Source organism: Rhodococcus sp. X156 (genome assembly GCF_004006015.1).
GTDB lineage: Bacteria > Actinomycetota > Actinomycetes > Mycobacteriales > Mycobacteriaceae > X156.
Window position 1 is genome coordinate 2,548,367 of sequence record NZ_CP034766.1, and the last position, 22,492, is coordinate 2,570,858.

At 68.1% G+C, this 22,492-nt stretch carries 17 protein-coding genes, 1 tRNA gene and 1 pseudogene; 8 read left to right on the plus strand and 11 right to left on the minus strand.

The window, feature by feature from the left end:
- Positions 1–7: 7 nt before the first annotated feature.
- The 3 genes from ELX43_RS12070 to ELX43_RS12075 are packed head-to-tail and all read right to left on the minus strand — an operon-like array spanning position 8 to position 2,476.
- Entirely contained in the window at positions 8–1,279 is a 1,272-nt protein-coding gene (locus ELX43_RS12070; protein WP_277601730.1) for a cation:proton antiporter, read from the minus strand.
- On the minus strand, positions 1,177–1,617 hold the full coding sequence (locus ELX43_RS18235; RefSeq protein WP_206518011.1) for a cation:proton antiporter: 441 nt from the start codon (positions 1,615–1,617) through the stop codon (positions 1,177–1,179). The genes ELX43_RS12070 and ELX43_RS18235 overlap by 103 nt, the downstream gene beginning before the upstream one ends.
- A gap of 16 nt (positions 1,618–1,633) precedes the next feature.
- Positions 1,634–2,476, minus strand: coding sequence for an aldo/keto reductase (locus tag ELX43_RS12075; RefSeq protein ID WP_127783641.1), 843 nt, complete (start codon positions 2,474–2,476; stop codon positions 1,634–1,636).
- 228 nt (positions 2,477–2,704) lie between these two features.
- Here ELX43_RS12075 and ELX43_RS12080 point away from each other — a divergent pair, with 228 nt between their 5' ends.
- From ELX43_RS12080 to ELX43_RS18040, 3 genes and pseudogenes are all read left to right on the plus strand, one after another.
- Entirely contained in the window at positions 2,705–3,283 is a 579-nt protein-coding gene (locus ELX43_RS12080) for a DUF6642 family protein (RefSeq protein ID WP_127783642.1), read from the plus strand.
- A gap of 274 nt (positions 3,284–3,557) precedes the next feature.
- Complete coding sequence (locus ELX43_RS12085; protein WP_127783643.1) at positions 3,558–3,824, plus strand: hypothetical protein; 267 nt, start codon at positions 3,558–3,560, stop codon at positions 3,822–3,824.
- Positions 3,800–3,922, plus strand: a pseudogene (locus ELX43_RS18040) (RNA polymerase subunit sigma-24); the annotation flags it as partial. The gene ELX43_RS12085 and the pseudogene ELX43_RS18040, both read left to right, overlap by 25 nt.
- Positions 3,923–3,925: 3 nt before the next feature.
- Here ELX43_RS18040 and ELX43_RS18045 read toward each other — a convergent pair.
- The gene (locus ELX43_RS18045) at positions 3,926–4,267 is read right to left on the minus strand and encodes a DUF1801 domain-containing protein (protein ID WP_127783644.1); all 342 of its coding nucleotides are present in this window, start codon (positions 4,265–4,267) and stop codon (positions 3,926–3,928) included.
- A gap of 51 nt (positions 4,268–4,318) precedes the next feature.
- Positions 4,319–5,098 carry a helix-turn-helix transcriptional regulator gene (locus ELX43_RS12095; protein ID WP_164860649.1) on the minus strand — a complete coding sequence of 260 codons (780 nt, stop codon included), beginning with the start codon at positions 5,096–5,098 and terminating at the stop codon, positions 4,319–4,321.
- Between the two features lie 116 nt (positions 5,099–5,214).
- On the opposite strand from ELX43_RS12095, the gene ELX43_RS12100 reads away from it, so the two are divergent.
- The 3 genes from ELX43_RS12100 to ELX43_RS18290 are packed head-to-tail and all read left to right on the plus strand — an operon-like array spanning position 5,215 to position 7,192.
- Positions 5,215–5,589 (plus strand): DUF1330 domain-containing protein, encoded by a 375-nt coding sequence (locus ELX43_RS12100; RefSeq protein ID WP_127783645.1) that lies wholly within the window; start codon positions 5,215–5,217, stop codon positions 5,587–5,589.
- A gap of 29 nt (positions 5,590–5,618) precedes the next feature.
- Complete coding sequence (locus ELX43_RS12105) at positions 5,619–6,467, plus strand: SDR family NAD(P)-dependent oxidoreductase (protein ID WP_127783646.1); 849 nt, start codon at positions 5,619–5,621, stop codon at positions 6,465–6,467.
- Positions 6,464–7,192, plus strand: coding sequence for a VOC family protein (locus ELX43_RS18290; protein ID WP_127783647.1), 729 nt, complete (start codon positions 6,464–6,466; stop codon positions 7,190–7,192). Before ELX43_RS12105 ends, ELX43_RS18290 begins: the two co-directional genes overlap by 4 nt.
- Before the next feature lie 9 nt (positions 7,193–7,201).
- On the opposite strand, the gene ELX43_RS12115 is transcribed toward ELX43_RS18290, so the two are convergent.
- Positions 7,202–8,164: a WYL domain-containing protein gene (locus ELX43_RS12115; RefSeq protein WP_127783648.1), complete on the minus strand. Its 963-nt coding sequence runs from the start codon at positions 8,162–8,164 to the stop codon at positions 7,202–7,204.
- A 106-nt stretch (positions 8,165–8,270) separates the two neighbouring features.
- On the opposite strand from ELX43_RS12115, the gene ELX43_RS12120 reads away from it, so the two are divergent.
- Both ELX43_RS12120 and ELX43_RS12125 read left to right on the plus strand, forming a co-directional pair.
- Entirely contained in the window at positions 8,271–8,696 is a 426-nt protein-coding gene (locus ELX43_RS12120; protein WP_127783649.1) for a VOC family protein, read from the plus strand.
- A 140-nt stretch (positions 8,697–8,836) separates the two neighbouring features.
- Complete coding sequence (locus ELX43_RS12125; RefSeq protein WP_127783650.1) at positions 8,837–9,748, plus strand: alpha/beta hydrolase; 912 nt, start codon at positions 8,837–8,839, stop codon at positions 9,746–9,748.
- Between the two features lie 21 nt (positions 9,749–9,769).
- On the opposite strand, the gene ELX43_RS12130 is transcribed toward ELX43_RS12125, so the two are convergent.
- The 5 genes from ELX43_RS12130 to ELX43_RS12150 all read right to left on the minus strand — a co-directional run bounded on the left by ELX43_RS12130 (position 9,770) and on the right by ELX43_RS12150 (position 22,382).
- Entirely contained in the window at positions 9,770–10,855 is a 1,086-nt protein-coding gene (locus ELX43_RS12130; protein ID WP_127783651.1) for an SDR family oxidoreductase, read from the minus strand.
- Between the two features lie 49 nt (positions 10,856–10,904).
- Positions 10,905–11,705: a hypothetical protein gene (locus tag ELX43_RS12135; RefSeq protein ID WP_127783652.1), complete on the minus strand. Its 801-nt coding sequence runs from the start codon at positions 11,703–11,705 to the stop codon at positions 10,905–10,907.
- 229 nt (positions 11,706–11,934) lie between these two features.
- Positions 11,935–17,583 carry an ATP-binding protein gene (locus tag ELX43_RS12140; protein WP_127783653.1) on the minus strand — a complete coding sequence of 1,883 codons (5,649 nt, stop codon included), beginning with the start codon at positions 17,581–17,583 and terminating at the stop codon, positions 11,935–11,937.
- Positions 17,584–19,165: 1,582 nt separating this feature from the next.
- A tRNA-Met gene (locus tag ELX43_RS12145) sits at positions 19,166–19,239 on the minus strand.
- A 116-nt stretch (positions 19,240–19,355) separates the two neighbouring features.
- On the minus strand, positions 19,356–22,382 hold the full coding sequence (locus ELX43_RS12150) for a UPF0182 family protein (protein WP_127783654.1): 3,027 nt from the start codon (positions 22,380–22,382) through the stop codon (positions 19,356–19,358).
- Between the last annotated feature and the right edge of the window lie 110 nt (positions 22,383–22,492).

A 22,492-nucleotide genomic window follows, 5' to 3' on the forward strand; every position in this document is an offset into this window, starting at 1 on the left:
CCAACCGCTAGTCCAGCGGGTCGATGCCGGTCAGCCGCAGCTCCTCGATGTCCAGGCGGGTCTGCACGCGCAGCGCCACCGAGTCGTCGATGGTGCCGCTGTGGCGCAGCCGGTTGAGCTCCTCGCGCTTGTGCTCCATGAGCGCCAGGCGCAGCCGCGTGTACTCCTCGTCGTGCTCGAGCGGCAGCTGATGAGCACCGGGCAGAACCTCGGCGCCGTCGAGCGCCCCACCGTCCTGCTCGCCTGAGGCCTGGTGCAGCTGGTGCTGGTAGTCGTGGGCCAGCCGCGCCCGCACCGCCTCGCTGGCGCCGTGCGTGGCGATCACGGTGGGCAGTGCGGCCACGGCGGTGGCGGCGATCGCGTACTCGGCCAGCCGCAGCTCGCCGCCGGCGTCGTCCTGGGGCAGCCGGGCCCAGCGGACCACCACCGGCAGCAACGGGCCCTGCACCAGCAACGTCAGCACCACCACGCCGGCGGTGACGAAGATGATCTCCTCGCGCGCCGCCAGCGGTTGTCCGTCGTTCATCGTCACCGGCACCGACAGCGCGATGGCCAGCGACACCGCCCCCCGGAAGCCGGCCACCGCCGAGACCACCCGGGAGCGGTAGGTCCGGCGTCGCAGCCGCTGCGAGGGGCGGCGGTCGAGCAGCCGGATGAGCATCACGGAGGTGGTGATGAAGGCGAAGCGGATCACCAGCAGCCCGAGCCAGACGACCACCACGGTGAGCAGCAGCCGCGCCACGTCAGTGGGCTGCAGGTAGCGCGCCACCGCCTGCACCTCCAGGCCGATGAGCACGAACAGCGTCCCGTTGAGCACGTAGGAGCCCAGCGGCCAGGCCGACTCCGTCTGGCGGCGCGATGCTGCCGTGCTCAGCCGGTTGGTGTGGAAGGCGATGATGAGCCCGGCCACCACCACGGCGAGCACCCCGGACGCCTCGACCTGCTCGGCCAGCAGGTAGGCCACGAACGGCACCAGCAGCAGCGCCAGGTTGATGGCCGGCGCCTCGCGCAGCGGCCGCATCACCAGGTCCGCCACCCCGGCCACCGCCGCCCCCACCGCGACGCCGCCCAGGTAGGAGAGCAGCACCCGGCCGGTCACGTCCAGCGCCGTGTAGTGCCCACCGACCGCGACCCCCACGGCCAGGGCGTAGACCACCAGCGCAGTGCCGTCGTTGGTCAAGCTCTCCGCCTTGAGAATCTGGAAGTCACGACGCGGCAGGGTGCGCCCCAGCGCGGCCACGGCGGTGGCATCGGGTGGGGCGAGCGCGGCTCCGAGGATGAGCGCACTGGGCCAGGGCATGCCCAGGGCGGAGGCGATGCCGGCCACCCGAAGGCGGTGGCCACCACCGCGAGGGTGCTCATGAGGACGATGCCGCGCAGGTCGCGCCGGATCGAGCGCAGCGACGTCGTCAGGCTCTCCCAAAACAGCATCACCGGCAGGAACAGCAGCAGCATCACCTCCGGCGGCAGCTCGATCTGCCGCAGCCGCGGGACGAAGCCGAGCAGCAGCCCGAGGATCACCAGGAACAGCGGTGCAGGCACGCGCAGCCGGGGGGCCAGCACGGCGCCGGCCAGGACCGACGCACCGAGCACCACGGTGACGTCGAGGCCGGTCACGTCAGCACCGCTCGGGTCAGCTGCGGCCGCCGCCGATGCGGCTGACCCACTCGGGGTCGCGGTGGTCGAAGAACGCCGAGGTGCCCTTGTCCAGGGTGGCCACCTGGTCCATCTGCTCCGGGGTCAGCTCGAAGCCGAACACGTCGAAGTTCTCCACCATCCGCTCGCGCCGCACCGACTTGGGGATGACCACCACCTCGCGCTGGATGAGCCACCGCAGCACCACCTGCGCCACCGACTTGCCAGTGGCGGAGGCGATCTCGGTGAGGGTGGGGTCGGTGAAGAGGTGGTTGCGGCCCTCGGCGAAGGGACCCCACGACTCCATCTGCACCCCGTTGGACTCCATCAGCTCCTGGTCGGGGTTGCGCTGGAAGAACGGGTGCGTCTCGATCTGGTTGACCGCCGGCGGGATCTCGTTGTGGTTGATCAGGTCGACGAGGCGGTCGGGGTAGAAGTTGGAGACGCCGATGGCCCGGATGGCGCCGTCGGCGTGCAGCCGCTCCATCGCCCGCCAGGAGCTGTAGTAGTCGCCGTAGGGCTGGTGGATGAGGTAGAGGTCGAGGTAGTCCAGGCCGAGCTTGGTGCGGGACTCCTCAAACAGCTGCGTGGCGTAGTCCTGCCCCTTGTCCTGCACCCACATCTTGGTGGTGACGAACAGCTGATCGCGGGGCACGCCGCTCGTGGCGATGGCCCGTCCCACGGCCTCCTCGTTGCCGTACGCCGCGGCCGTGTCGATGTGGCGGTAGCCGACGTCCAGCGCGGTGGCCACGACCTCCTCGGTGTCCTCGGGCGGGACCTGGTAGACGCCGAAGCCGAGGATCGGCATCTCGACACCGTCGTTCAGGATCACGGTCTCCATGGGTGGACCTCTCTGCTGGCGGGGGCGTCCCTCCATGGTGGCCGTGCTGCCGGCCGCCGACCACTTGCGTGGGCCGTAGCAAGGTTCGGCCGGCTAGTTGGAGGGCTACTGCCTCATGCGGATCGTCAACTAAGCCGACTTGGTCGGAACTCGACCGTTTCGGTACCAATCGATCGGAACGGTGCGTTAGCGTAAAGCCCCAACCAACAGAACATGGAGCCGAGTCGCATGGCCGTACTTCCCGGAATCTTTTGTCTCGAAGGCGAGTGGGACGGCGACCTACGGCGCAGGGATTCCGTCCTGCCACTTCTGGATCTGTTGGAGCGGCTTGGTCACGCCCGGTCTATCCACCGCGACGTTGCTACCCGTGAGGAGTTTGACTACTACCTCGACAAGTGGTGCCAACGTCGTTATGCGAGCTACGACGTGCTTTACCTCGCGTCTCACGGCAGTTCAGGTGGGATCGGCTTGGGGGGTGAAGCTTCGGTTGAGATCGAAGAAATTGCAGAGCAGATCGCCGGCCGCGCCGAAGGTCGGATCATCTATTTCGGCTCGTGTCTCACCCTCGCCGGCGAGCCGAAGCAACTGACTGATTTCGTCAAGCGCACCGGCGCCCGTGCTGCGGTGGGCTACACCAAGGAGGTCGCGTGGCTCGAAGGGGCCGCCTTTGAGCTTCTCCTGCTTGAACGGATGCTTCGGGGCAACCGCAGCGATGCGTTTCTTCGGGCGCTCGTCAGAGACCACGGCAAGTACGCGTCCGACTTTGGCCTAGCTGTGGCAACGAAAGCGAAGGTGCTACACGCCTGAGCCTGAATCTAGTCGCTAACCAGGGGCCAATGCTAGGACACGGGTAGCCAGGCGCTCGCAACTCCGGAGGGCCCCATGTTCGGTATGGCGGCGAGGGACGGCACCCGATTACTGATCGCCCGTTCGACAGGACTTCATGGCCGATGGATGGCGGTCGACTGGACGGGACGACTTCGCTTGGACGCGGGCTGACCTCGAGGCCGTAGCCTGTTTCCACATCACGGGACGACAACCCCAGTCACGTTCGCCAGCATGAGGAGCTGATCCCGCAATCATGAAGATCCTGACTGAGCGTCACCCCGAGGACGACGACGACCGCGTGTCCATCTACCTGGACGGTGATCGCGTCTGCGAGAACTTCGAACCCGTCGAGGCTGAGGAGCTCGCCGCCCTGATCTGGAGCAGGCACTCCAGGCGCCTGCAGGCCGTTGAGACCGCACTGGCCGGCCTCCTGGGCAACCGAGACCCCGACGGCGTCTTCGCCAAGGAAGTCGCCGCCGCGGCCGTGGCCGCCGTCGAGAAGGTCGACCGGAAGGGCTAGCGCTCTACGGCAAGGCCGCCACCCAGGCCAGCAACGTCGTCGAGCGTGACCACCTCACCCGGCAGGCCGCGCGCCTCAACACCGAGCTGCGCCGCTGAGCCTCACGCCTGGTTGTGGGCGACCGCCTCGCGCACCAGCGTGACAAAGGCGCCCTCGTCCAGCGGGTCGCTCTCGCGGAGGTCGATGGCCCGGCGGGTGCCCGCGTCCAGGCTGGCGTTGAACAGCCCAGCCGGGTCGTCCAGCGACGCGCCTTGGGCGAAGGTCAGCTTCACCTTGTCCTTGTAGGTCTCCACCGTGCAGACCAGGCCGTCGCAGGAGAACGTGGGCACGCCGTCGGGGTTCGACGGTTTGCGCCACTTGGCCTCCTCGGCCATGTCGGGCTCGGCCGACAGGATCAGGGAACGCACCTTGTCGACGGTCTCACCGCGCCAGTCCTCGCTCATCGCCCGGAAGATACTCGCGATGCCGCAGGTCAGGCTAGGGGTTTCCGTGCGTCAGCCCTGGCCGAAAGCCTGCCGGGTGGCGACGTCGGCGGGCAGGAAGGTCTCCAGGTGCAGCCCCTCCAGGGTGGCGTCGGTGGCGGTGTCCAGCTGCGCCGAGGTGCTGAAGAACCGCAGCACCCCGGCGTTGGTCTGCAGCTCGAGGGTGAGCACCGGGCCAGTGGTCACCGGCAGACGGGGCAGACCGTCCACGTAGGACTCGATTTCGGCAACCAGCGCGAGGTGCCGCGGGTCGTGGGTGTGCTCGGCGCGGTGGCTGACCTGCTGGTGCAGGTGCGCCGCCCACTGGTCGAGGTTGCGGATCCGCGGCGCCAAACCCCGGGGGTGCAGGCACAGTCGCACCACGTTCAGCGGCGGCTCGAGCAGCCCCGGGTCGCAGCCCGCCAGCAGCTGGTCGACGGCGGCGTTGGCGTCCACCACGTCCCAGCCGGTGTCCAGCAGCAGCGCTGGGTACGGCAGGTGCGCGTCCAGCAGGTGCCGCAAACCCTCCATCACCACCGCGACACTCGCGTCGTCCAGCGGGTGGTCGTGGAAGCACGGCGCGTACCCCGCGGCGAGCAGCAGCCGGTTGCGCTCGCGCAGCGGGACCTCCAGGTGCTCGGCCAGGTGCAGCACCATCTCCGACGTCGGCCGCGCCCTGCCGGTCTCCACCCGGCTCAGGTGCCGGGTGCTCACCCGCGAGCGGTCGGACAGCTCCTGCTGGCTGTACCGGCGCCGCTCTCGCCAGGTGCGCAGCAGCCCACCCACCTCGACGCCGTCCCCGACCACGGTCATGAGATTCAGCCTAGGGACCACCGGGCCGCCCTCCCATGACCTCGGAGGTCATGGCGCCTGCGCACCGACGCGCCCACGATCGATGGCGTCCGCATGTCCGATCGAGAGGAACGATCATGACCAACACCGTCCACCCCCAGCCCGCCACGGGCACCCCGCGCGGCTACGCCGTGGCCTTCCTGGAGGACGTCCGCTTCGGGCCGGAGATCCAGCGCTACCTGGAGACCATCGAGGCAACGCTGCAGCCGTTCGGCGGCGAGTGGCTGGTGCACGGCAGCCCACCGGAGATCCTGGAGGGCAGCTGGTCGGGCGCCCTGGTGGTCATCGGCTTCCCGTCGCTGGCCGCCGCCCGGGCCTGGTACCACTCGCCGGCCTACCAGGAGATCCTGGGCCTGCGGACCACCAACTCCGTCTCCCGCGCCCTGGTGGTGGAGGGCGTGCCGGCGGGCTACCACCCCACCGACACCCTGGCCAAGCTGCTCGCGGGGTGAGCAGCCGCCCCTCGGCCTACGGTAGCGCCATGACGTCTCGACAGGTCTGGCTGGTCACCGGCGCGAGCCGCGGCCTCGGCCGGGCGCTGACCACTGCGGCACTGGAGGCCGGGCACTGCGTGGTGGCCACCGTCCGCGGTGAGCACTCGCTGCCGACGCACGACCGCCTGCTGGTGCACCGTCTCGACGTCCGCGACCGCGACGGGGCGCACGCGACGGTGGACCACACCCTGGAGCGCTTCGGGCGGCTCGACGTGCTGGTGAACAACGCCGGCCACGGGCTGGTCGGCACCGTGGAGGAGGTGTCCGAGAGCGACGCCCGGCAGGTCATCGACACCAACCTGCTGGGCGCCCTCTGGCTCACCCAGGCCGCGCTGCCGGTGATGCGCGAGCAGGGCAGCGGCCACGTCGTGCAGATCTCCACCGTCGGCGCGGTCGGCACCATGCCCACCCTGGGGCTGTACAACGCGGCGAAGTGGGGGCTGGAGGGGTTCAGCGAGGCCCTGGCCGGGGAGGTGCGCCGGTTCGGCATCCGCGTGACCATCGCCGAGCTCGGCGGGATCGACACGGAGTGGGCGACCGGGAGCATGCGCTTCGCCAAGCCGGAGCCCGCCTACGACGAGCTGCGCACCGAGCTGTTCGGCACGCCGGAGGTCCCGTGGCCCGCCACCGGCGGCACCGGTGGTGGCACCGCTCCTGAGGACGCCGCGGCCGCGATCGTGCGTCACGTCGCCGACCCGGCCGACGAGCGGCTGCGGCTGCTGGTCGGCGACGACGCCCCCAGACAGGTGGTGGCCGCACTGCAGCTGCGCCACGACGACTATCAGCGCGACGCGCGGTTCCGCACCGCCCAGGCGCAGGCGGAGCGTCCGGCATGAGCTGCCAGCTGATCTCCCTCTGCGTCGACGCCCACGACCCGCCCGCTCTCGCGCAGTTCTGGGCCGGCGTCCTGGGCTGGGACCTGGTGCAGGACCCGCAGAACGGCACCGTGCTCCTGCCTAGTGACGACACCGGCTTCCGGATCGACGTCATCCCCACCGAGGAGCCGAAGGTCGGCCAGAACCACCTGCACCTGGACCTCACCAGCACCTCCCTGGAGGACCAGCGGCGCACCGTGGCCCGGGCGCTGGAGCTGGGTGCGCGCCACCTCGATATCGGCCAGCGCCCGGAGGAGGGCCACGTGGTGCTGGCCGACCCGGAGGGCAACGAGTTCTGCGTCATCGGGCCCGGCAACAGCTTCCTCGCCGACTGCGGGTTCGTCGGGGCACTCGCCGGTGACGGCTCGCAGGCCTGCGGCTACTTCTGGAGCGAGGCGCTGGGCTGGCCGCTGGTGTGGGACCAGGACCAGGAGACCGCAATCCGCTCACCGCACGGCGGCCCCAAGCTCACCTGGGGCGGTCCCCCGCTGCTGCCCAAGACCGGCAAGCACCGCCTCCACCTCGACCTCGCTCCCCTGGCTGGCGGCAACCAGCAGGCCGAGGTCGACCGCCTGCTCTCCCTCGGCGCCACCCGGGTGGACATCGGCCAGGGAGACGTCAGCTGGGTGGTGCTGGCCGACCCCGACGGCCACGAGTTCTGCGTGCACCCCCCGACCGTGGCGTGACGTGGTCCGTCACTGCGCCGCGGCCCGGCTGAACCGCTCGGCGGTCCGCTGCAGCTCGACGCGCAGCTCGGGCGGACCGACCACCTCGAAGTCAGCCTCGTACCGCCCGAGCAGGGCCACCACGCCGGCCCACGACCACGACCCCACCACCAGCCGGCAGCGGTCGGCGCCGAGGTCCTCCACCGTCCAGTCCTGGGCGAACGGTGACACCGCGGCGGCGGGCAGGGCCAGGACCACCTCCCCCTGGCAGGGCCACTCCTCCCCCGTGGTCGCCCCGCGCAGGGTGCCGGCGAGGTAGGCGTCGACGCTGACGCCACCGGGCAGCTCGCGGGGGGTGAACCGGGGCCCGTTGGGGGTGCGCAGGGTGAGCCGGTCGACGCGGAACACCCGCCAGTCAGCGCGGTCGAGGTCCCAGCCCACCAGGTACCAGCGCCCGGCCCGAGTGACTACGTGGTGCGGCTCCACCCGTCGAGCCAGACCCGATTCAGAGCTGCCGCCGGCGTAGTCGAACCGGACCACCTCGTGCTCGCGCACCGCTGCGGCGAGCGCCACCAGCGCCTGCGGATCCGCCTGGGCACCACGACGATCACCCACCGCGGAGACCTGCAGGGCATCGATGCGGTGGCGCAGCCGCGAGGGCATCACCTGGCGCACCGTGGCCAGCGCCCGTGCGGCGTCCTCGCCGATCCCCGCGCCCGAGCTGGCGGCGGTGCGCAGGGCCACGGCCAGCGCCACCGCCTGTCCGTCGTCGAACAGCAGCGGCGGAAGCTCAGCGCCGGCCTGCAACCGATAGCCGCCGTCCGGGCCCTTCACCGCCCCGATGGGGTAGCCGAGGTCCCGCAGCCGTTCCACGTCGCGGCGCACGGTCCGCTCGCTGACGTCGAGCCGTTCGGCCAGCAGCTGTCCCGGCCAGTCCCGGCGGGTCTGCAGCAGGGACAGCAGAGAGAGCAACCGCGCCGACGTCGTCGCCATGGAGCTGAGGATGCCACGAGTACAGGACACAACCTGTCCGCTACTGGGAGCAGCGTGGGCAGTGCAGGCCAGCAGGCCCGCAACCACCGCTCACCCAGGAGTCGACATGAGCATCAGCACCGTCACCCACCTCAACCTTCGCGGCGACGCCCGAGCGGCTCTGGAGCTCTACCAGTCGGTGTTCGGCGGCGACCTGGTCGCCATCACCAACGCCGACGCGCACAACGTGCAGAACCGCGACGAGGCCGACCAGCTCATGTGGGGCCAGGTGGCCTCCCCCGACGGCTTCCACGTGATGGCCTACGACGTGCCGTCCTCCATGCCGTGGAGCCAGGGCGAGGCCCCGTTCTTCGTCTCCGTCCGCGGCAGCGACGCCGAGGAGATCACCACCTACTGGAAGAAGCTGGCCGAGCACGCCACCGTGGTGGTTCCGCTCGCCCCGGCCGGGTGGGCGCCGCTGTACGGGATGCTCACCGACAAGTTCGGCATCACCTGGGTGCTCGACGTGGCAGCCTCATACGACGGCGCCTGAGCGCGGCGACGGAGCCGCTGGTGCCGCGCTGGCGCCAGCGGCTCCAGGCCGGTATTGAACTGCGTTCAAGAAGCGGGGTAGGTTGCTGGCCAACCGCTTCGAGCCTGGTCGCCGCCAGGACCTGCACGCTGAGGAGCACCATGCACGCCCCCACCTCCCGCACGGAATCGTTCACCTCGGCGGGGCTGCAGTGCGCAGCCGACGTCTGGCTGCCCGCCGGTGAGAGCCCCGCCCCCGCGATCGTGATGGCCCACGGCTTCGGCAGCCCCCGCAAGCTGCGCCTGCCCGCCTACGCCGAGCGCCTCGCCGCGGCCGGCTACGTGGTGGTGGTGTTCGACTACCGATACTTCGGCGACAGCGCCGGTGAGCCCCGCCAGCTGCTGGACATCAAGGCCCAGCTGGACGACTGGCGGGCGGCGCTGCGCTTCGCCCGCGGCCTGGACCGGGTGGACCCGGCCCGGATCGTGGCCTGGGGCACGTCCTTCGCCGGCGGCCACGTGCTCACCATCGCGGCTTCCGGCGAGCCACTCGCCGCGGTGATCGCCCAGGTGCCCCACGTGAGCGGACCGGCCGCCGTCCGCTCCACCGGGTTGCGGCAGGCCGCGCGGCTCCTGCCGACGGCGGTCCTCGACCAGCTCGGCGCCCTCGTCGGCCGCCCGCCCCGGTACCTCGAGTCGGTCGGCACCCCAGGCGAGCGCGCCGTGATGACCTCCCCGGACGCGGCCCCTGCCCTCGAGCGACTGACCGCCGCGTCCGGGCTCGTCGACGGCGACTACCCCCAGACGGTGGTGGCACGGGTGTTGACGACGCTGCCCTTCTACTCCCCCGGCCGACGCGCGGGGGCGATCACCTGCCCCGTCCTGTTCCAGCTGGCGACGGAGGACGCGATCACCCCCACCGGCGTCGCGCAGCGGGCAGCGCGACGCATCCCCCACGTCACCATCCACAGCTACCCGGGCGGGCACTTCGACCCCTACGTGCCGCCCCTGTTCGAGCCCGTCATCGCCGACCAGCTCGCGTTCCTCGCCGAGGCGGTCCCCGTCACTGCCTGACCTGCCGGCTCGCCGGGTTCATCACCGGGGCTTGGGCACGACCCCATCCGCCTCGAGCCGGTCGAACAGCTCGAGGAAGCTGGCGAGCGTCGAGCGGTAGCCGGTGAACCCAGCGGCCCGGCTGCGAGCCAAGTCGGTGAAGCACTCCATGTCACGGCCGAGGTCGGCATCGGTGTGCCACCACGACGCGACGCGGTGCAGGTCGTGCTCGCGCAGCCGCTCGCGTGCGGCGAGCTCGGCCCACACCGGTGCGGCGTCGGCCATCTGCTCCTCCAGGGGGCGCGGGTGGCCCTCGTACCCCACGGGGTCGACGCCCAGGCGCTCGGCGAGGCGCGGCCACATCCAGCGCCACCGGAAGACGTCCCCGTTGGCGGTGTTGAAGGCGGTGTCGGCGGCGGCGGGGGTGACGGCCGCCCAGTGCATCTGCTCGGCCAGCAGCCCCGCGTCGGTCATGTCGGTCACGCCGTTCCACTGGGTCTCCGACCCCGGGAACACGAAGGGCAGCCCCTGCTCGCGGCACACGGCGGCCTGCGCGGCGAGGGTCTGGCCCATGTTCATCGCGTTGCCCAGGGCGTAGCCGATGATCGTGTGCGCCCGGTGCACGCTCCAGGTGAAGCCATCGCGCTCGGCGGCTGCGAAGAGCTCGTCCTCCTGGGCGTAGTAGAAGTTCGGGTAGGGCAGCCGGTCCTCATCCTCGTGGAAGGGAGTGTCGGGGAGCTCGCCTTTGCCGTAGGCCTCGAAGGGACCGAGGTAGTGCTTGAGCCCGGTCACCAGCGCGACGTGACGCACCGACGCCGCGGGCCGGACAGCCTCCAGGACGTCGCGGACCATGGCGCTGTTGACGCGGATGTTGTCCTCCTCAGTCTCCTGGCGGGCCCAGGCGGTGAGGAAGACGTGCGTCGGCCGGTGCTCAGCGAGGGCTGTTCGAAGACCGGCGGCGTCGGTCAGGTCGGCCTGGACGGACACGACGCCAGGAACGTCGCTCGCGGCGCGCCGCGACAGGCCCAGGACGTCCCAGCCCTCGTCGACCAGGAGACGGGACAGGGCCTGTCCGGCGATGCCGGTGGCGCCCACGACCAGGGCGGTGTTCTGAGCGGGAGAAGTCATTCATCCGAGGCTAGGCCGTGCGCATGTGGCACCTGCGACCGCGGACCGGCTACGTCGCGTTGGCCACAGCCACGAGGGCGCCGGTGACGGCCGCGTACAGCCGGTGGCTCACCTGGTTCAGCTGGGTGGTTTCGGCGTCACCCTCGAGGTAGACGTCGTTCCACGAGCCCATGCCGCCGAAGACCCAGCCCTGCATCGCGGCGGCGAGCAGGCGCCGCTGCTGTGGCGTGAGCAACCCGTCCGGGGCGAGGTCGGAGTGGTAGGCGATCTCGGGGTGGTCGGACTCCCCCGCGGCGACCGCCCCGGCGAACACGTCGGCCCAGCCCTGCAGGTCGTGGGCGGCAGCGAACGACCGAGCGGCACCCAGCGCGGCCAGCAGCTCCTGCGTGGCCGCGGGCACCGAGGGAGCGGCCGGCTCGAACGATGCGGGCAGCTCCGACGCGCTCAGGCTCACCCGCCAGATCGCGCCGCGGGCGTCCTTGGTGCCGTCGGTGTCCCAGTGCGCCCACCACAGCACCTGTGACTTGCCTCTCGCGACCAGGCCGCGTGGCACTCCGTTGGAGAACGCGGCCGCGAGGTGCGGGGCCAGCCGGCCCGTGTTCATGGTGGGGGCGAAGAGAGACAGGCGCCGCACCCCCGCGCGCTGCTGGGCGGCAAGCCACCCGCCCGTGCCCTCGAACGCCCGCTCGGGCCGGAACAGCCCCTGCTTGGGCTGGGTGAAGGTGAGCGACTGGACGTAGCGCAGGGTGGAGCTGTCACGCTCCAGCGACGGTGGCGGGCCGGACGGATCCGCGAGCCACGCATTGCCGTGCAGGACAACAGCAATCAGCGCAGCCAGCTCCCCGTTCATGGACGGGGACGTTAGCCACCTTCTTATGGCGGCCCCCACGGCCGGCCCGTACTGCGGTCGTCGCCTTCGACGACCCATGATCTGCTCAAGCGCAGACCAGACATGCTCGGGTGGTACGGCGCGCCCACCATCGCACAGTCGACTTGGCGACGAGGCAACTTGTCTTCACGGACGTAAATTGCCTAAGCCCGAGCGCCAGAACGAGCCCGAGCGCCTGATGTGCCCCTGGTCACGCCTTGTCGTCAACGATGGTTGCCTTCCCGGTCTTGCTGAGGCTGTTCCGCCCCTCTCTCCGGTTCTCGGGCAGAACTCTTCGCACGGACACCGTGCGCTCTAATCCAGGGAAGGCCGCGGTGAGTTCCACCCACCCCTGCTCACTGAGAACGACCTGCCAGACCTCCGCGCAGACTGCGTCGGATGGCGGTCTGTGACTTAACTGGCCTCGGACTCGCAATACGGTGCGAGCGCGCCAGCCACCGTCCGCGCCGACCCACTCAAACTGGCGTTGACCGTTAGTCCATCCAAGTTCGTGTGCAACTGCCGGATGCAGGGCAAGCCACTGCAGACGCTCTGCGTCGGAGTAGAGCCGGTGTGCTTGAACGACAAGCTCGCGATCCGCCCAACTGAGGCCGCGGAGCTCCGGGTATCTCGACGCAACGTCCACTGTGATCTCCCACGCCGAACCCGCAGCTGGAGCGATGAGTGGAAGCGCCGGTCGTTCACCATGGCGGGTGCCGATCCAGCGATCCTCCTCGGGGACTCCCCAGGCGAGCCATCGCCAGCTCGATTGCTCCGCAAGAACGTTGTTGCTCGAGAACTCAGAGGCGTATGAATCAGCCGCGTCCGATGCCTCGCTGCACCAGTCCTCCGATGGATAGTCCTTGTTTCCGGGATCCCTCCACGGCATCGGCGTTGTCCCGTCCAGAGGGAGCGGAGACATCCAGTGTGTCGCCTCGTCGATCATCAAGTCGAGGAAGAACGAGCCTGCACCGCCCGGCAGGGCTCGCGCATCGATCAGTTCGGCCAACACCTGCGCACAGCCCCGACGGCCGACCATGTACGCCCAGGGTCGATAGGTGTGAAGATTCCCCCGCACCCTCAACCGGTCCGAGTGATCACGATGACCACCCTCGGTCCATCTATCGGTATCTGCCTTGCCGAGAGCTGCGGCGCGATGGACGAGCGACGCGACATCGATGCCGAGCTCGTCGGCAATGGCGTCGAGATGCTGGTCAAACGGGCCGATGACCTGCTGCGGGTCGGTCATGTCGACGTGCGGCACCCCGTGCCTGTCCAACTCGGGAATGCCGCGTGCCGGTAGGGGCGGCAGGTCCAGGTCGTAGAACGCTGGAAGGTCGATTGGCGCCAGCGCAGGTGCCTCGAGATGCTCAAGCGCCAAGAGCCGACGCGCCAACACTCGAACGATCGCGTCCTTATCCGATGCGCTTGCAAGAAGCGCCGACTCCAGGTTCGGGTGCGGATCAAGCCCGGCGTGGTTGCGAAGCTCGATCAGTACGTGAAGTGCAGCTTCGGCAGCCCAACCTCCGCGACCAAGCATCTCAGCAAGAAGTTCCTCGACCACGGACCGATGCGACTGGTGAGCCGCTGCGAGAACACGGCGTGCTCCGAAATCCACGATCCGAACCGGATGCCCGAGTTGGCGACCCACCCACTCCAGCACTTCCACCTCAGGAGCCTTTGAGGTGCGCATGACCAACTCAGGCAAGGCGTCGGCCGCCGGCGCAAACACGTCAAGGTAGGCCCGTACCTCCGACCAGCACTGCGCGACCAGGTTCTTGCCACCGAAGAGCTCTGCGAAGCGCCTCAGATCCTTGGGATTGAAGTCACCGCCGATAGCTCCGGAAGCAACCAGACCGGCCAGATCGCGAGCAGCAAGGTCAACGAGTTCGTCACCGGCTTGCTGTATCGCTGCCTCGAACAGGGTCACCCGGCTGCCCCCGTCATAGTGACGCATCCACCCATACGCCTTCGTCCGAGCAAGAATGCGACTCAGAGCTGCGCGTGCTTGCTCAACCGCTCCGGCGCGCGCCGCTAGACCGGCGAACGATGCGACGGCGGTCGGCTCGAGTGCGAGGCGCTCTGCCTCGCTCAAGAGTTCGATCCCAAGTAGTCGCGGCGCCACGCCGTCAAAGCCGGCGATCGTCCGAGACCACAGGTCGATCTCCTCCGGGGTCGCCTCCGCGATCATCTTGGTGCGCATCTGCCTCAACATCGTTGGCAGTTGAATCACACCCACATCTCCAGATTCTGGAGAGGACTCCGGCGGCTTCGACTCCGCAGAGGCGTCCGACCTTCTGCTGTCGGGAGCAAACCAAAGACTTTTCGCCCGCGCGAACCGCTCAGTAAGTTCGACTGGGTTGGCGCTTCGGCCGACCAGAAGGTCCTCGATGCTCACGGGCGTATCAGTACTCAACGGCATCAGGAGCTCGGTCAGCACCGACGCCACCAACTCGGGTTCCACCTCCGAGCTCTCCGCTGCACCCTTGACGATCGAAAGCACCATCTCGACCTCGGACAACACCCCGTGATTGCACAGAGCCTCACCCATGTCGGTAGCGAGCCCAGGGTCGTAGGCGAAAACCGCCTTTACTAGGTCGCCGGCAGCCTCAGAAGCTTGGCCCTCTGCCCCGTCAGCGGCCACCACAAGTCTTCGGGCATACGTCCGGGCTTCGTTCAAGAACGTATCCTGATCGATATCCCCGATCTTCGCGGCGTCGACCAGCCATGCCAACCAAGTCACGAGCTGGTAGTCATCGTGATGCTGCGCCGGGCCCCAACCGTATCGATGTGCGTTGCCAACGGCACTGATTGCCTCGGCCCGGTCGCCGATCTGAGATCGCACCTTCGCGATCTCAAGCCACGCGGTGGCGCTACCGTGGGGGTCGTCCCCCTCCCCGATCAGAGACTCCACCGACTGGAGCTCGGCCGCACACCACCCTGCTGCCTCGGCGAAATGGGCGGCAGCGCGAACAACGCCAACGCGCCTACTAGTCGGCCAGTAGGCGCCTCGTTCAGGGCTGTCCCAAGCCAGCTTGAACTGGCCGACGAGCCGTTCGAGCTGGGCGTAACCTCCGCATCGGTATGAGAGTTCGATCAGCCGGGCGTACATGTCAGGCGCCGCATCAGTGAATAGGTACCAACCGGTCCAGTCTTGCGTCGTTTGGTAAGGAACGTCCAGCAGGCGAACCACAGGATCGGCGAGCGCGGGAACGTCAGGAGCATCCGCCATACCCAGCGTGAACGCAATCGCTTGCGCTTCGAGTTCCGCCACGCGGGTGATCGCATCGGTAAACCGGCGTCGTGCGGGCCCCTGGTCCGACCCGGGCGCGGTGAGCCCCTCCGCGGGCAGGTCGTCGTAGACCTTGATCCACTGTGCGAGAGCCCGCATGCGGAACACCCCGAGCATTGTGCTGTACGGAGCCAGCCCTTCCGAACCGGAGACTGAGGTCGGCCAGGCGGCCTTTGTCTCGGGCGGGAGGAGACGAGCGAACTCCTCGCTCTCGGCGAGCCCTGCCCTAGCTAGTACGTCCGCCGAAGCGACCCGGAGTGAGAGTGCGATTCGCCTAGGTGAGGGTGCGACTTCCTCGTCATCATCGTCTAGGCCAACGGCCAAGGGACTCCCAGATATCGGTGCCAAGACTTCCGCTTGCGATGCCTCGAGCGCCAGCATCATCTGGACCTGCCGCAACACTTCTGAAGTTTCCCCGTCTACTTGTGCTGACCGGGCACTAATGACGTGCTTGCGCGCACGCCAGTCGATGTCAGATTCAACATCAACCCGATCAGCGACCAGTGACGTAGTCGCTGGATCTCGGACGGCATCCGCCAAGTCGAAGCATCGAGCGTGGACGGCATTTCGCGCGGCGATAGCTGCGACTCGTTCCTCTCGGGCTTCGCGCTCTTCCCTAGCCGCCTTCCACCCCGCCTCCTCATCACCAGAGGACGGCGCCGCCTCGTCGGATTCGACTTCAGCGGCCGGGACGGGCAGTAGGTGGTCAAGTTCGTCAAGCACTCGGCCTATGCCCGAGCGGTGCCACGTGACCTCAGCCCAATCTGTAACACTCTCAACCCACTCCCGTTGCCTATGGTTGCGTTCTCCGACGAGTCCTTGGAGTCCGCCAATCGCTCGAACAATCGCATTAGCGTCCTCCAGGGCATTCGAGGCAGCCAAGGCAGCGGCAACCTTAAGAGCAGGCCCTGTCTCGATCCGGAGGCTCCGGCCCTGGACCGTGTGCTCGAGGGCACTGCCGGGATCTACCTCAGACATGGCCTTTGCGATCTCTTCGGCGCTGAGCACGTAACTCCGCTGGTTCAGCTCATTCAGGAGCATCAGCGAGCGAAGCAAGGCTCGGTGGTCACCAGCTCCAGCCGCAGCCCGGACGGCAACCAGTGCCTGATCACGAACGACTCCGTATGGCCTACCGTCAAAGAGATTCTGGCGCAGCGTTCCTGGGACCGCTGCTTCCAGCACTAGCTTAAACTGACCCGCGAGATACCGCTGAGCGAGCTCCTCGTCTCGGTACTGAGGCCAATCGGTGCTTGCAGCGCACCGATCAGCCAACTGTTTGTGAAGTTCCCGAGAACGCCACTCGCGAAGTTCACCGCCAACCATTGCTGTTTGCTCAACAAGGAATCGACGGAAGCTGTTGTGGATAAAGGTCCACTCGTTGCCTCTACGGCGAAAAAAGGTATGCGTGCGCTCCGCGAACCGCGACACCGCCGCTGGGCTGACCCACGTTTCCAGCCACGCGAGGTCAACTGGAATACGCAACCGGCACACAGTGCCTAGTACCGACAGAACATCGTGATCGTTGAGCAGTGAGCCCAAGTAGTGCGTGTACCGGAGATCGATACTGCCGCGGTAGTCCAATGCATCCATAAGCATTTGCTCGGCTTGCTCTCGACGCGCATCAACGTCGGCCGCGCTCTCGAGAGCGCGCAGATCCTGAATCATGTAAGTCAGGACCAGCGGGTGACCTTCACTCCTGTCAACGAGGCTGCTCACTTGGCCAGGAGCAAGCCAGTCGGCGACTCCAGCCAAAGTCGCGATCGCCTCAACTTCCCTGCTGGAAAGCGGCGGCACCTCGACGATCCGCTCATCGTCATCTAGAGCATCGCGGATCGAAAGTGGAAGAATCGAGGTTGTTTGTGACCCAATCAGAATGCAAACACCGTCGCGCAGCGCGGCCGGACTCGGCAACTCGTCCAACAGCGAGCGCGTTGGATTCTGCTCACGCGGGATGTGATCCAGGCCGTCAACGATGATTGTCGTGCGAACACCGTCCTCCGCGAAGCGGTCGCCAGCACGAGCGAGCTGATCGAACAAGACCTCCCGCTGGCCGAGCAGCTCGCTGCCGAAGCCGTTTCGGTGTAAGCCGGCCTCTTCGAGAGCCAATGAGAGATCATGCATGAAACTCTGCGCTTCGCCACGACCGCTAAAAGGATCGGGGGCGTCGGGGACGAACGCGTAATACCTGACGAGTCGACCTGGCACCGCCAAACTCTCGACGAGCGTGGACTTCCCCGAACCCGGCGGGCCGATGAGCGCCAGGTAGCCGTTCGTATGACGCTCAAGCGCATGCTCGAGCGCGGTCCGCGCCGCGATGTTGGCGGTGTATGTCTCCGGGACTGGAAACCTATGCGGGTTCTGGTACTTGACGCGGTCCGCCCATCCGAGCCGCTGCATTAGCTCGGTGCGAGTCAGTTCGACGGGCCGAGCAGGATCTACGACGACTGACTGCAGCACGCCGGCTACGTGGCTCAGGTCAGCCGATTCGCGGGTCGAAACGAGTTCTGAATGGTCGAGCGGGACGAATGTGAACTCGAAGTCTCGAAGGAAGTGTGGGAACTGGTCCACTGTCAGCCCGGACGAGACCAACAGCGCCGTCCAAGCATCCGACCATGATGCGACAAGGTCGAGTCCGCTGACGTCGGCCCAACCGTGACCTGGATTCAACCGTAGGTACCTGGCCAGCGGCGACAACGAGCGGCTCAAGAATGCTGCGAGGTGCCGAGGCGCACTGGAGGCAGATGCAAGCGCCGTTCCCGCCGGAGGCGTCGAAGACGATGGAAAGTTATTGGTACACAGGTGGATGGTGAGCGGGCCGTCCCAGCCCCCGCGAAGGCGCCGCCATGCGTTGGCGAGCTCACCCAGCAATGACTGGCCCTGCCCGGAAGCCCCTGCTAAGTCGCTCCACGTGAAAGACCCGGGAAACTGCGACCACTTGACCTGTAGAGCGTGCCGGCGACCTGAAGCGAGAAACTGAAAGTCGTCAGCAACACCGGCATCAGGATCCGCGACTCGGATCCACTCGAGTAGGGGCAGGTGGCGCTGCACGACCTTAGCGGCAAGCGCGAACTGAGCGGTAAACCCGACCAGCGCGTTCCGCTCGCCGTCGCTCGGGATTGGGTCGTTCGAAACCGTAGACATTGGTCCGCATCGCCGTTGGGTTAGAGGTCGTTGACCATCATGCAGGATGTTTGGCCTGGCGCAACGCCTTCGCTGTTGGGTCGCGCATCGCCGTTGCTTGCCCTGCGTTACCCAGGGCTCTGCGAGGCCGCCGCCGGGCTTACAGTCGCCTCGTGTCGCGTGCCTCGTGTCGCGGCACATCGTGAGCGGCGCTAGGTGGCTCGGGGGTTGAGCCGCGCGACTTCGCGAGCGGCGCGCGGGTACAGCGGACGAGCATGTCGGTGCGGGTCCACGGGGCCGTTCATGCCGACGACACGCTCACGTGAGCGCGCTTCTTGCTCCCGCGTCCTCGCCGGCTGTCACGGTCGCCAGGCCGCGGCCCTCAATTTGAGTTGGGTGACCGGCAGCTCCCTGATGCCAGTGTCCGGCGACGCGCCGTTCGCGGCTCCCGCACCCGGGCGGGTTCCAAAGTCGAGGTCTTCCCGCCAGACTTCGATGATGTTGCCGAATGAGGTCTCGCCTGTCAGCTCGCCTGTCGCGCCGTGCCTCGCCCGCCGCGCGGGCACCTCCTTGAGGTTTGCTCGGCATCCTTGTTGGTGGCCCCCTTGGCCGAGACGCGGCGGACCTGGCCGTCGTGGTCGCGGTACCTGTACGCGCACGAACTCGTCCACTGTGATGTCCGATCGACGTGGCTGCCCACGACGTGTCACCGCCTTCGGGCGTTCACCCTGGTTAGGTCTCGCGATTCTGCTTCAGCTATCAGTGGGCGTCGCTGACGAAGTAGCGGATCTGGCGACCGATGTGACCGAACACGATCCTTAGCCGGCTAGACGCCAGTCGTACACCGTCCTTGGCCAGCACGCGGAGATACTCATAGAGTGCCGTCCGTGCTGGACGGGGGGACTCCCACCCAGCTCGGGCCACTGGCCAAGAGCTAGCTCCTAGACCGGTTCCCGGACAAGAGTGGACGATCGGTAAGTCTTCAAAAGCGTTCAGGCTCGAAATCCGTAGATTCCGAGCCTGAACTTTGTAGCGGGGGCAGGATTTGAACCTGCGACCTCTGGGTTATGAGCCCAGCGAGCTACCGAGCTGCTCCACCCCGCGTCGCTGTCAGCGTGTTGATTCGTTCCTTGCTGACAAGAGGAACACTACCGGGCCGCCGGGTGCGGGTGCAAATCCCGCACCCGGCAAACCAGTATGTCTTGCGTCACTCTGTGTAGTTAGCCGCCGGGCTGGGGCGCCGGCGCGGGCGCCGAGGTGGCCGGAGCGCTCGCTCCGTTGCCGGACGACGTCCCGTTGCCGCTGGTCCCGCTCCCGGTGGCCGCCTGGCCGTTGGCCTGCTGGTACGCCTTCACGGCCGCGTCCAGCTTGGTCAGCGCCTGCCCGAACTGGCCGAAGTCACCGCTGGACTGCGCCGTCTTCAGCTCGGCCAGCGCGTTGTTCAGGTTGGTCACCGCCTGCTCCACGCTCTGCCCCGAGGGCGCAGGAGTGCCCGCCGACGGTGCCTGCGGCGCGGTCGGTGTGGCGGTCGAGCCCCCGGGCGCCGGGCTGGCCGGTGCCGTGGTGCCCGAGCCGGCCCCGGCCCCGAACACCTGGTCCAGCGCCTCCGACAGCGTGGACGCGTAGCCCACCTGCCCGTTGTAGCTGACCAGCACGCGGGCCAGCTGCGGGAAGGACGAGCTCTGCGCCGACCGCTCGATGTACAGCGGCTCCACGTACAGCAGGCCACCCTGGCCCACCGGCAGGGTCAGCAGGTTGCCGTACTCGATCTTGGTGGACTGCTGCCCCAGCAGGTTGCGCTCCTTGGACACCGACGGCGCCGAGAGCATCGAGTTCTGCACCTGCTGCGGACCCTGCGTCTGGGTGTCCGTGGGCAGCTTGAGCACGGTGATCTGCCCGTAAGTGTCCGGATCCGAGCTGGCCGTCATGTACGCGGACAGGAACTCCCGCTTCAGCCCCACCAGCGCGCTGGTCAGCTGGAACGAGGACTTGCCGGTCTGCGGGTCGGCCGCCTGCACGTAGTACGGCGGCTGCGGCGCCTTGCCGTTGTTGTTGTCCACCGTCGGGTCGTCCGGAACCGACCAGAAGCCGTTGTTCTGGAAGAACTCCTTGGGGTCGCTCACGTTGTAGCGGGTGAGCAGGTCGCGCTGCACCTTGAACAGGTCCTCCGGGTAGCGGAAGTGCGAGCGCAGCTCGTCGGAGACCTCGCTGGCCGGCTTGACCACGCCCGGGAACACCCCCTGCCAAGCCTTGAGCACGGGGTCCTTGTCGTCGTTGGCGTACAGCGTCACCGTGCCGTCGTAGGCGTCCACGGTGGCCTTCACCGAGTTGCGGATGTAGGACACCTGCTTGTCCGGCGCCTGCCGCACGCCCGGCGAGGCCGCCAGGCTGTCCGCCGTCGCCGCCTCCAGGGAGGTGCGCTGGGCGTAGGGCAGGGAGTCCAGCGTGGTGAAGCCGTCCACGATCCACTGGATGCGCCCGTCCACCACCGCCGGGTAGGTCTCGCTGTTGGTGGTCAGCCACGGCGCCACGGCGTGCACGCGGTCGCGGGGGTCGCGGTTGAAGATGATCTTGGACTCGTCGGTGACGGCGCTGGAGAACAGGATGTTGCGCTCGCCGTACTTGGCGGCGAAGGCCAGCCGGTTCACCCAGCTGCCGATGTCCACCCCGCCCTTGCCGTCGTAGGTGAAGCTGGAGGAGTCGGTGTCGTACTCCCGCGGCGCCGCACCCTCGACGTCGCCGACGATGGCGTAGTCAGGGTTGGACTTGCCGATCAGCTCGCCGTAGTAGATGCGCGGCTGGTCCACCGGGATGGTCTGCGACTTGGAGTTGAGGTCGCTCACCGAGTACACCGGGTAGCCCCCGGTGCCGGTGCCGGCGTCGGTCAGCGCGGCGTTGACCTTGTTGGCCTGCGCGGCCACGAAGCCGTTGCCGTGGGTGTAGACGGTGTGCTTGTTCACCCAGTTGACCTGGTTGCCGGTCAGCGCGTTCGGCGCCAGCTCCCGGGCGGCCACGATGTAGTCGCGCAGCTCGCCGTCGGTCTCGTAGCGGTCCACCGACAGCGTGTCCGGGAAGCCGTAGAAGTTCTTCAGCTGCTGCTGCTGGGTGAAGGTGCGGGAGAGCACCGTGGGGTCGAGCAGGCGCACGTTGGAGATGGTGGCGGTGTCGGTGGCCACGTCCGACGGCGCCACCGTGGCCGTGCCCGGGTAGTCGACGTAGTTCACCTGCTCGTCGGTGATGCCGTAGGCGGCCCGGGTGGAGTCGATGTTGCGCTGGATCGACTGCGCCTCCCGGTCGGGGCCGTTGGGGTTGACCGAGAACTGCTGCAGGATGGCCGGCCACGCCGCGCCCACCAGGATGGAGGAGAACACCAGAAGGGCGGTGGCCAGCGCCGGCACCCGCAGGTCGCGCAGCACCACGCCGGCGAAGAACGCCGCGGCACAGATCACCGCGATGCACAGCAGGATCAGCTTGGCCGGCAGCACCGCGTGCAGGTCGGTGTAGGAGGCACCGGTGAACTGCGGGTTGCGGTCGCTGGAGAGCAGCTCGTAGCGGTCGAAGAAGTAGGCGACGGCCTTGACCAGCACGAAGGTGCCGGCCAGCACCGCCAGCTGCACCCGCGCCGCCGTGGTCAGCCGCCCACCCCGGCCGGCCAGGCGCAGCCCGCCGAACAGGTAGTGGGTGACCAGGCTGGCCAGGAAGGCGAGCACCACCGCGACGAAGACCCAGTCGATGAGGAAGCGGTAGAAGGGCAGGTCGAAGGCGTAGAAGCCGAGGTCGAGCCCGAACTGCGGGTCGGTCTGACCGAAGCTGGTGCCGTTGAGGAACAGCTGCACCAGCGCCCAGTCGGACTGCCCCACGGCACCGGCGATGACGCCGACCACCACGGGAATGCCGATGCCGAACAGCTTCAGCCGGCTCATCACCGCGGTGCGGTAGCGGGCGATCGGGTCGTCCGGCCCGGACACCGGCACGAACACCGGCCGAGTGCGGTAGGCCAGGTACAGCGCCCCGAACGTCACCGCGCCGATGAACAACCCGACGACGAGGAAGAGCACCAGCTTGGTGATGAGGACCTTGGTGAACACCCCACGGAAACCGAGGGCCCCGAACCACTCCCAGTCGATGTAGGTGTTGAGGAAGCGGGAGCCACCGAAGACGAGCACCAGCAGCACGACGCCGGCGGCCAACAGCCACCGACTCCTTCTCGACAATCCGGACATACCAGTGGGTGGGCGCACGGCCACGAAGCCACACTCCAAGCAGTCGCACGGCGCTGGGCGCCGCTGGGTGGTGTCACCGGTCTGACAATTCGGTGATATCGCGCAGTCTACTGACGATGCTGCGTCTCAGCCGC

Excerpts from the sequence above, each read along its gene's own strand:
- ELX43_RS12085 (WP_127783643.1), top strand. The coding sequence starts at position 3,558 with ATGAAGATCCTGACTGAGCGTCACCCCGAGGACGACGACGACCGCGTG.
- ELX43_RS12125 (WP_127783650.1), top strand. The coding sequence starts at position 8,837 with ATGCACGCCCCCACCTCCCGCACGGAATCGTTCACCTCGGCGGGGCTG.
- ELX43_RS18290 (WP_127783647.1), top strand. The coding sequence starts at position 6,464 with ATGAGCTGCCAGCTGATCTCCCTCTGCGTCGACGCCCACGACCCGCCC.
- ELX43_RS12120 (WP_127783649.1), top strand. The coding sequence starts at position 8,271 with ATGAGCATCAGCACCGTCACCCACCTCAACCTTCGCGGCGACGCCCGA.
- ELX43_RS12105 (WP_127783646.1), top strand. The coding sequence starts at position 5,619 with ATGACGTCTCGACAGGTCTGGCTGGTCACCGGCGCGAGCCGCGGCCTC.
- ELX43_RS12095 (WP_164860649.1), bottom strand. The coding sequence starts at position 5,098 with ATGACCGTGGTCGGGGACGGCGTCGAGGTGGGTGGGCTGCTGCGCACC.
- ELX43_RS12135 (WP_127783652.1), bottom strand. The coding sequence starts at position 11,705 with ATGAACGGGGAGCTGGCTGCGCTGATTGCTGTTGTCCTGCACGGCAAT.
- ELX43_RS18045 (WP_127783644.1), bottom strand. The coding sequence starts at position 4,267 with ATGAGCGAGGACTGGCGCGGTGAGACCGTCGACAAGGTGCGTTCCCTG.
- ELX43_RS12075 (WP_127783641.1), bottom strand. The coding sequence starts at position 2,476 with ATGGAGACCGTGATCCTGAACGACGGTGTCGAGATGCCGATCCTCGGC.
- ELX43_RS12115 (WP_127783648.1), bottom strand. The coding sequence starts at position 8,164 with ATGGCGACGACGTCGGCGCGGTTGCTCTCTCTGCTGTCCCTGCTGCAG.
- ELX43_RS12100 (WP_127783645.1), top strand. The coding sequence starts at position 5,215 with ATGACCAACACCGTCCACCCCCAGCCCGCCACGGGCACCCCGCGCGGC.
- ELX43_RS12130 (WP_127783651.1), bottom strand. The coding sequence starts at position 10,855 with ATGACTTCTCCCGCTCAGAACACCGCCCTGGTCGTGGGCGCCACCGGC.
- ELX43_RS12080 (WP_127783642.1), top strand. The coding sequence starts at position 2,705 with ATGGCCGTACTTCCCGGAATCTTTTGTCTCGAAGGCGAGTGGGACGGC.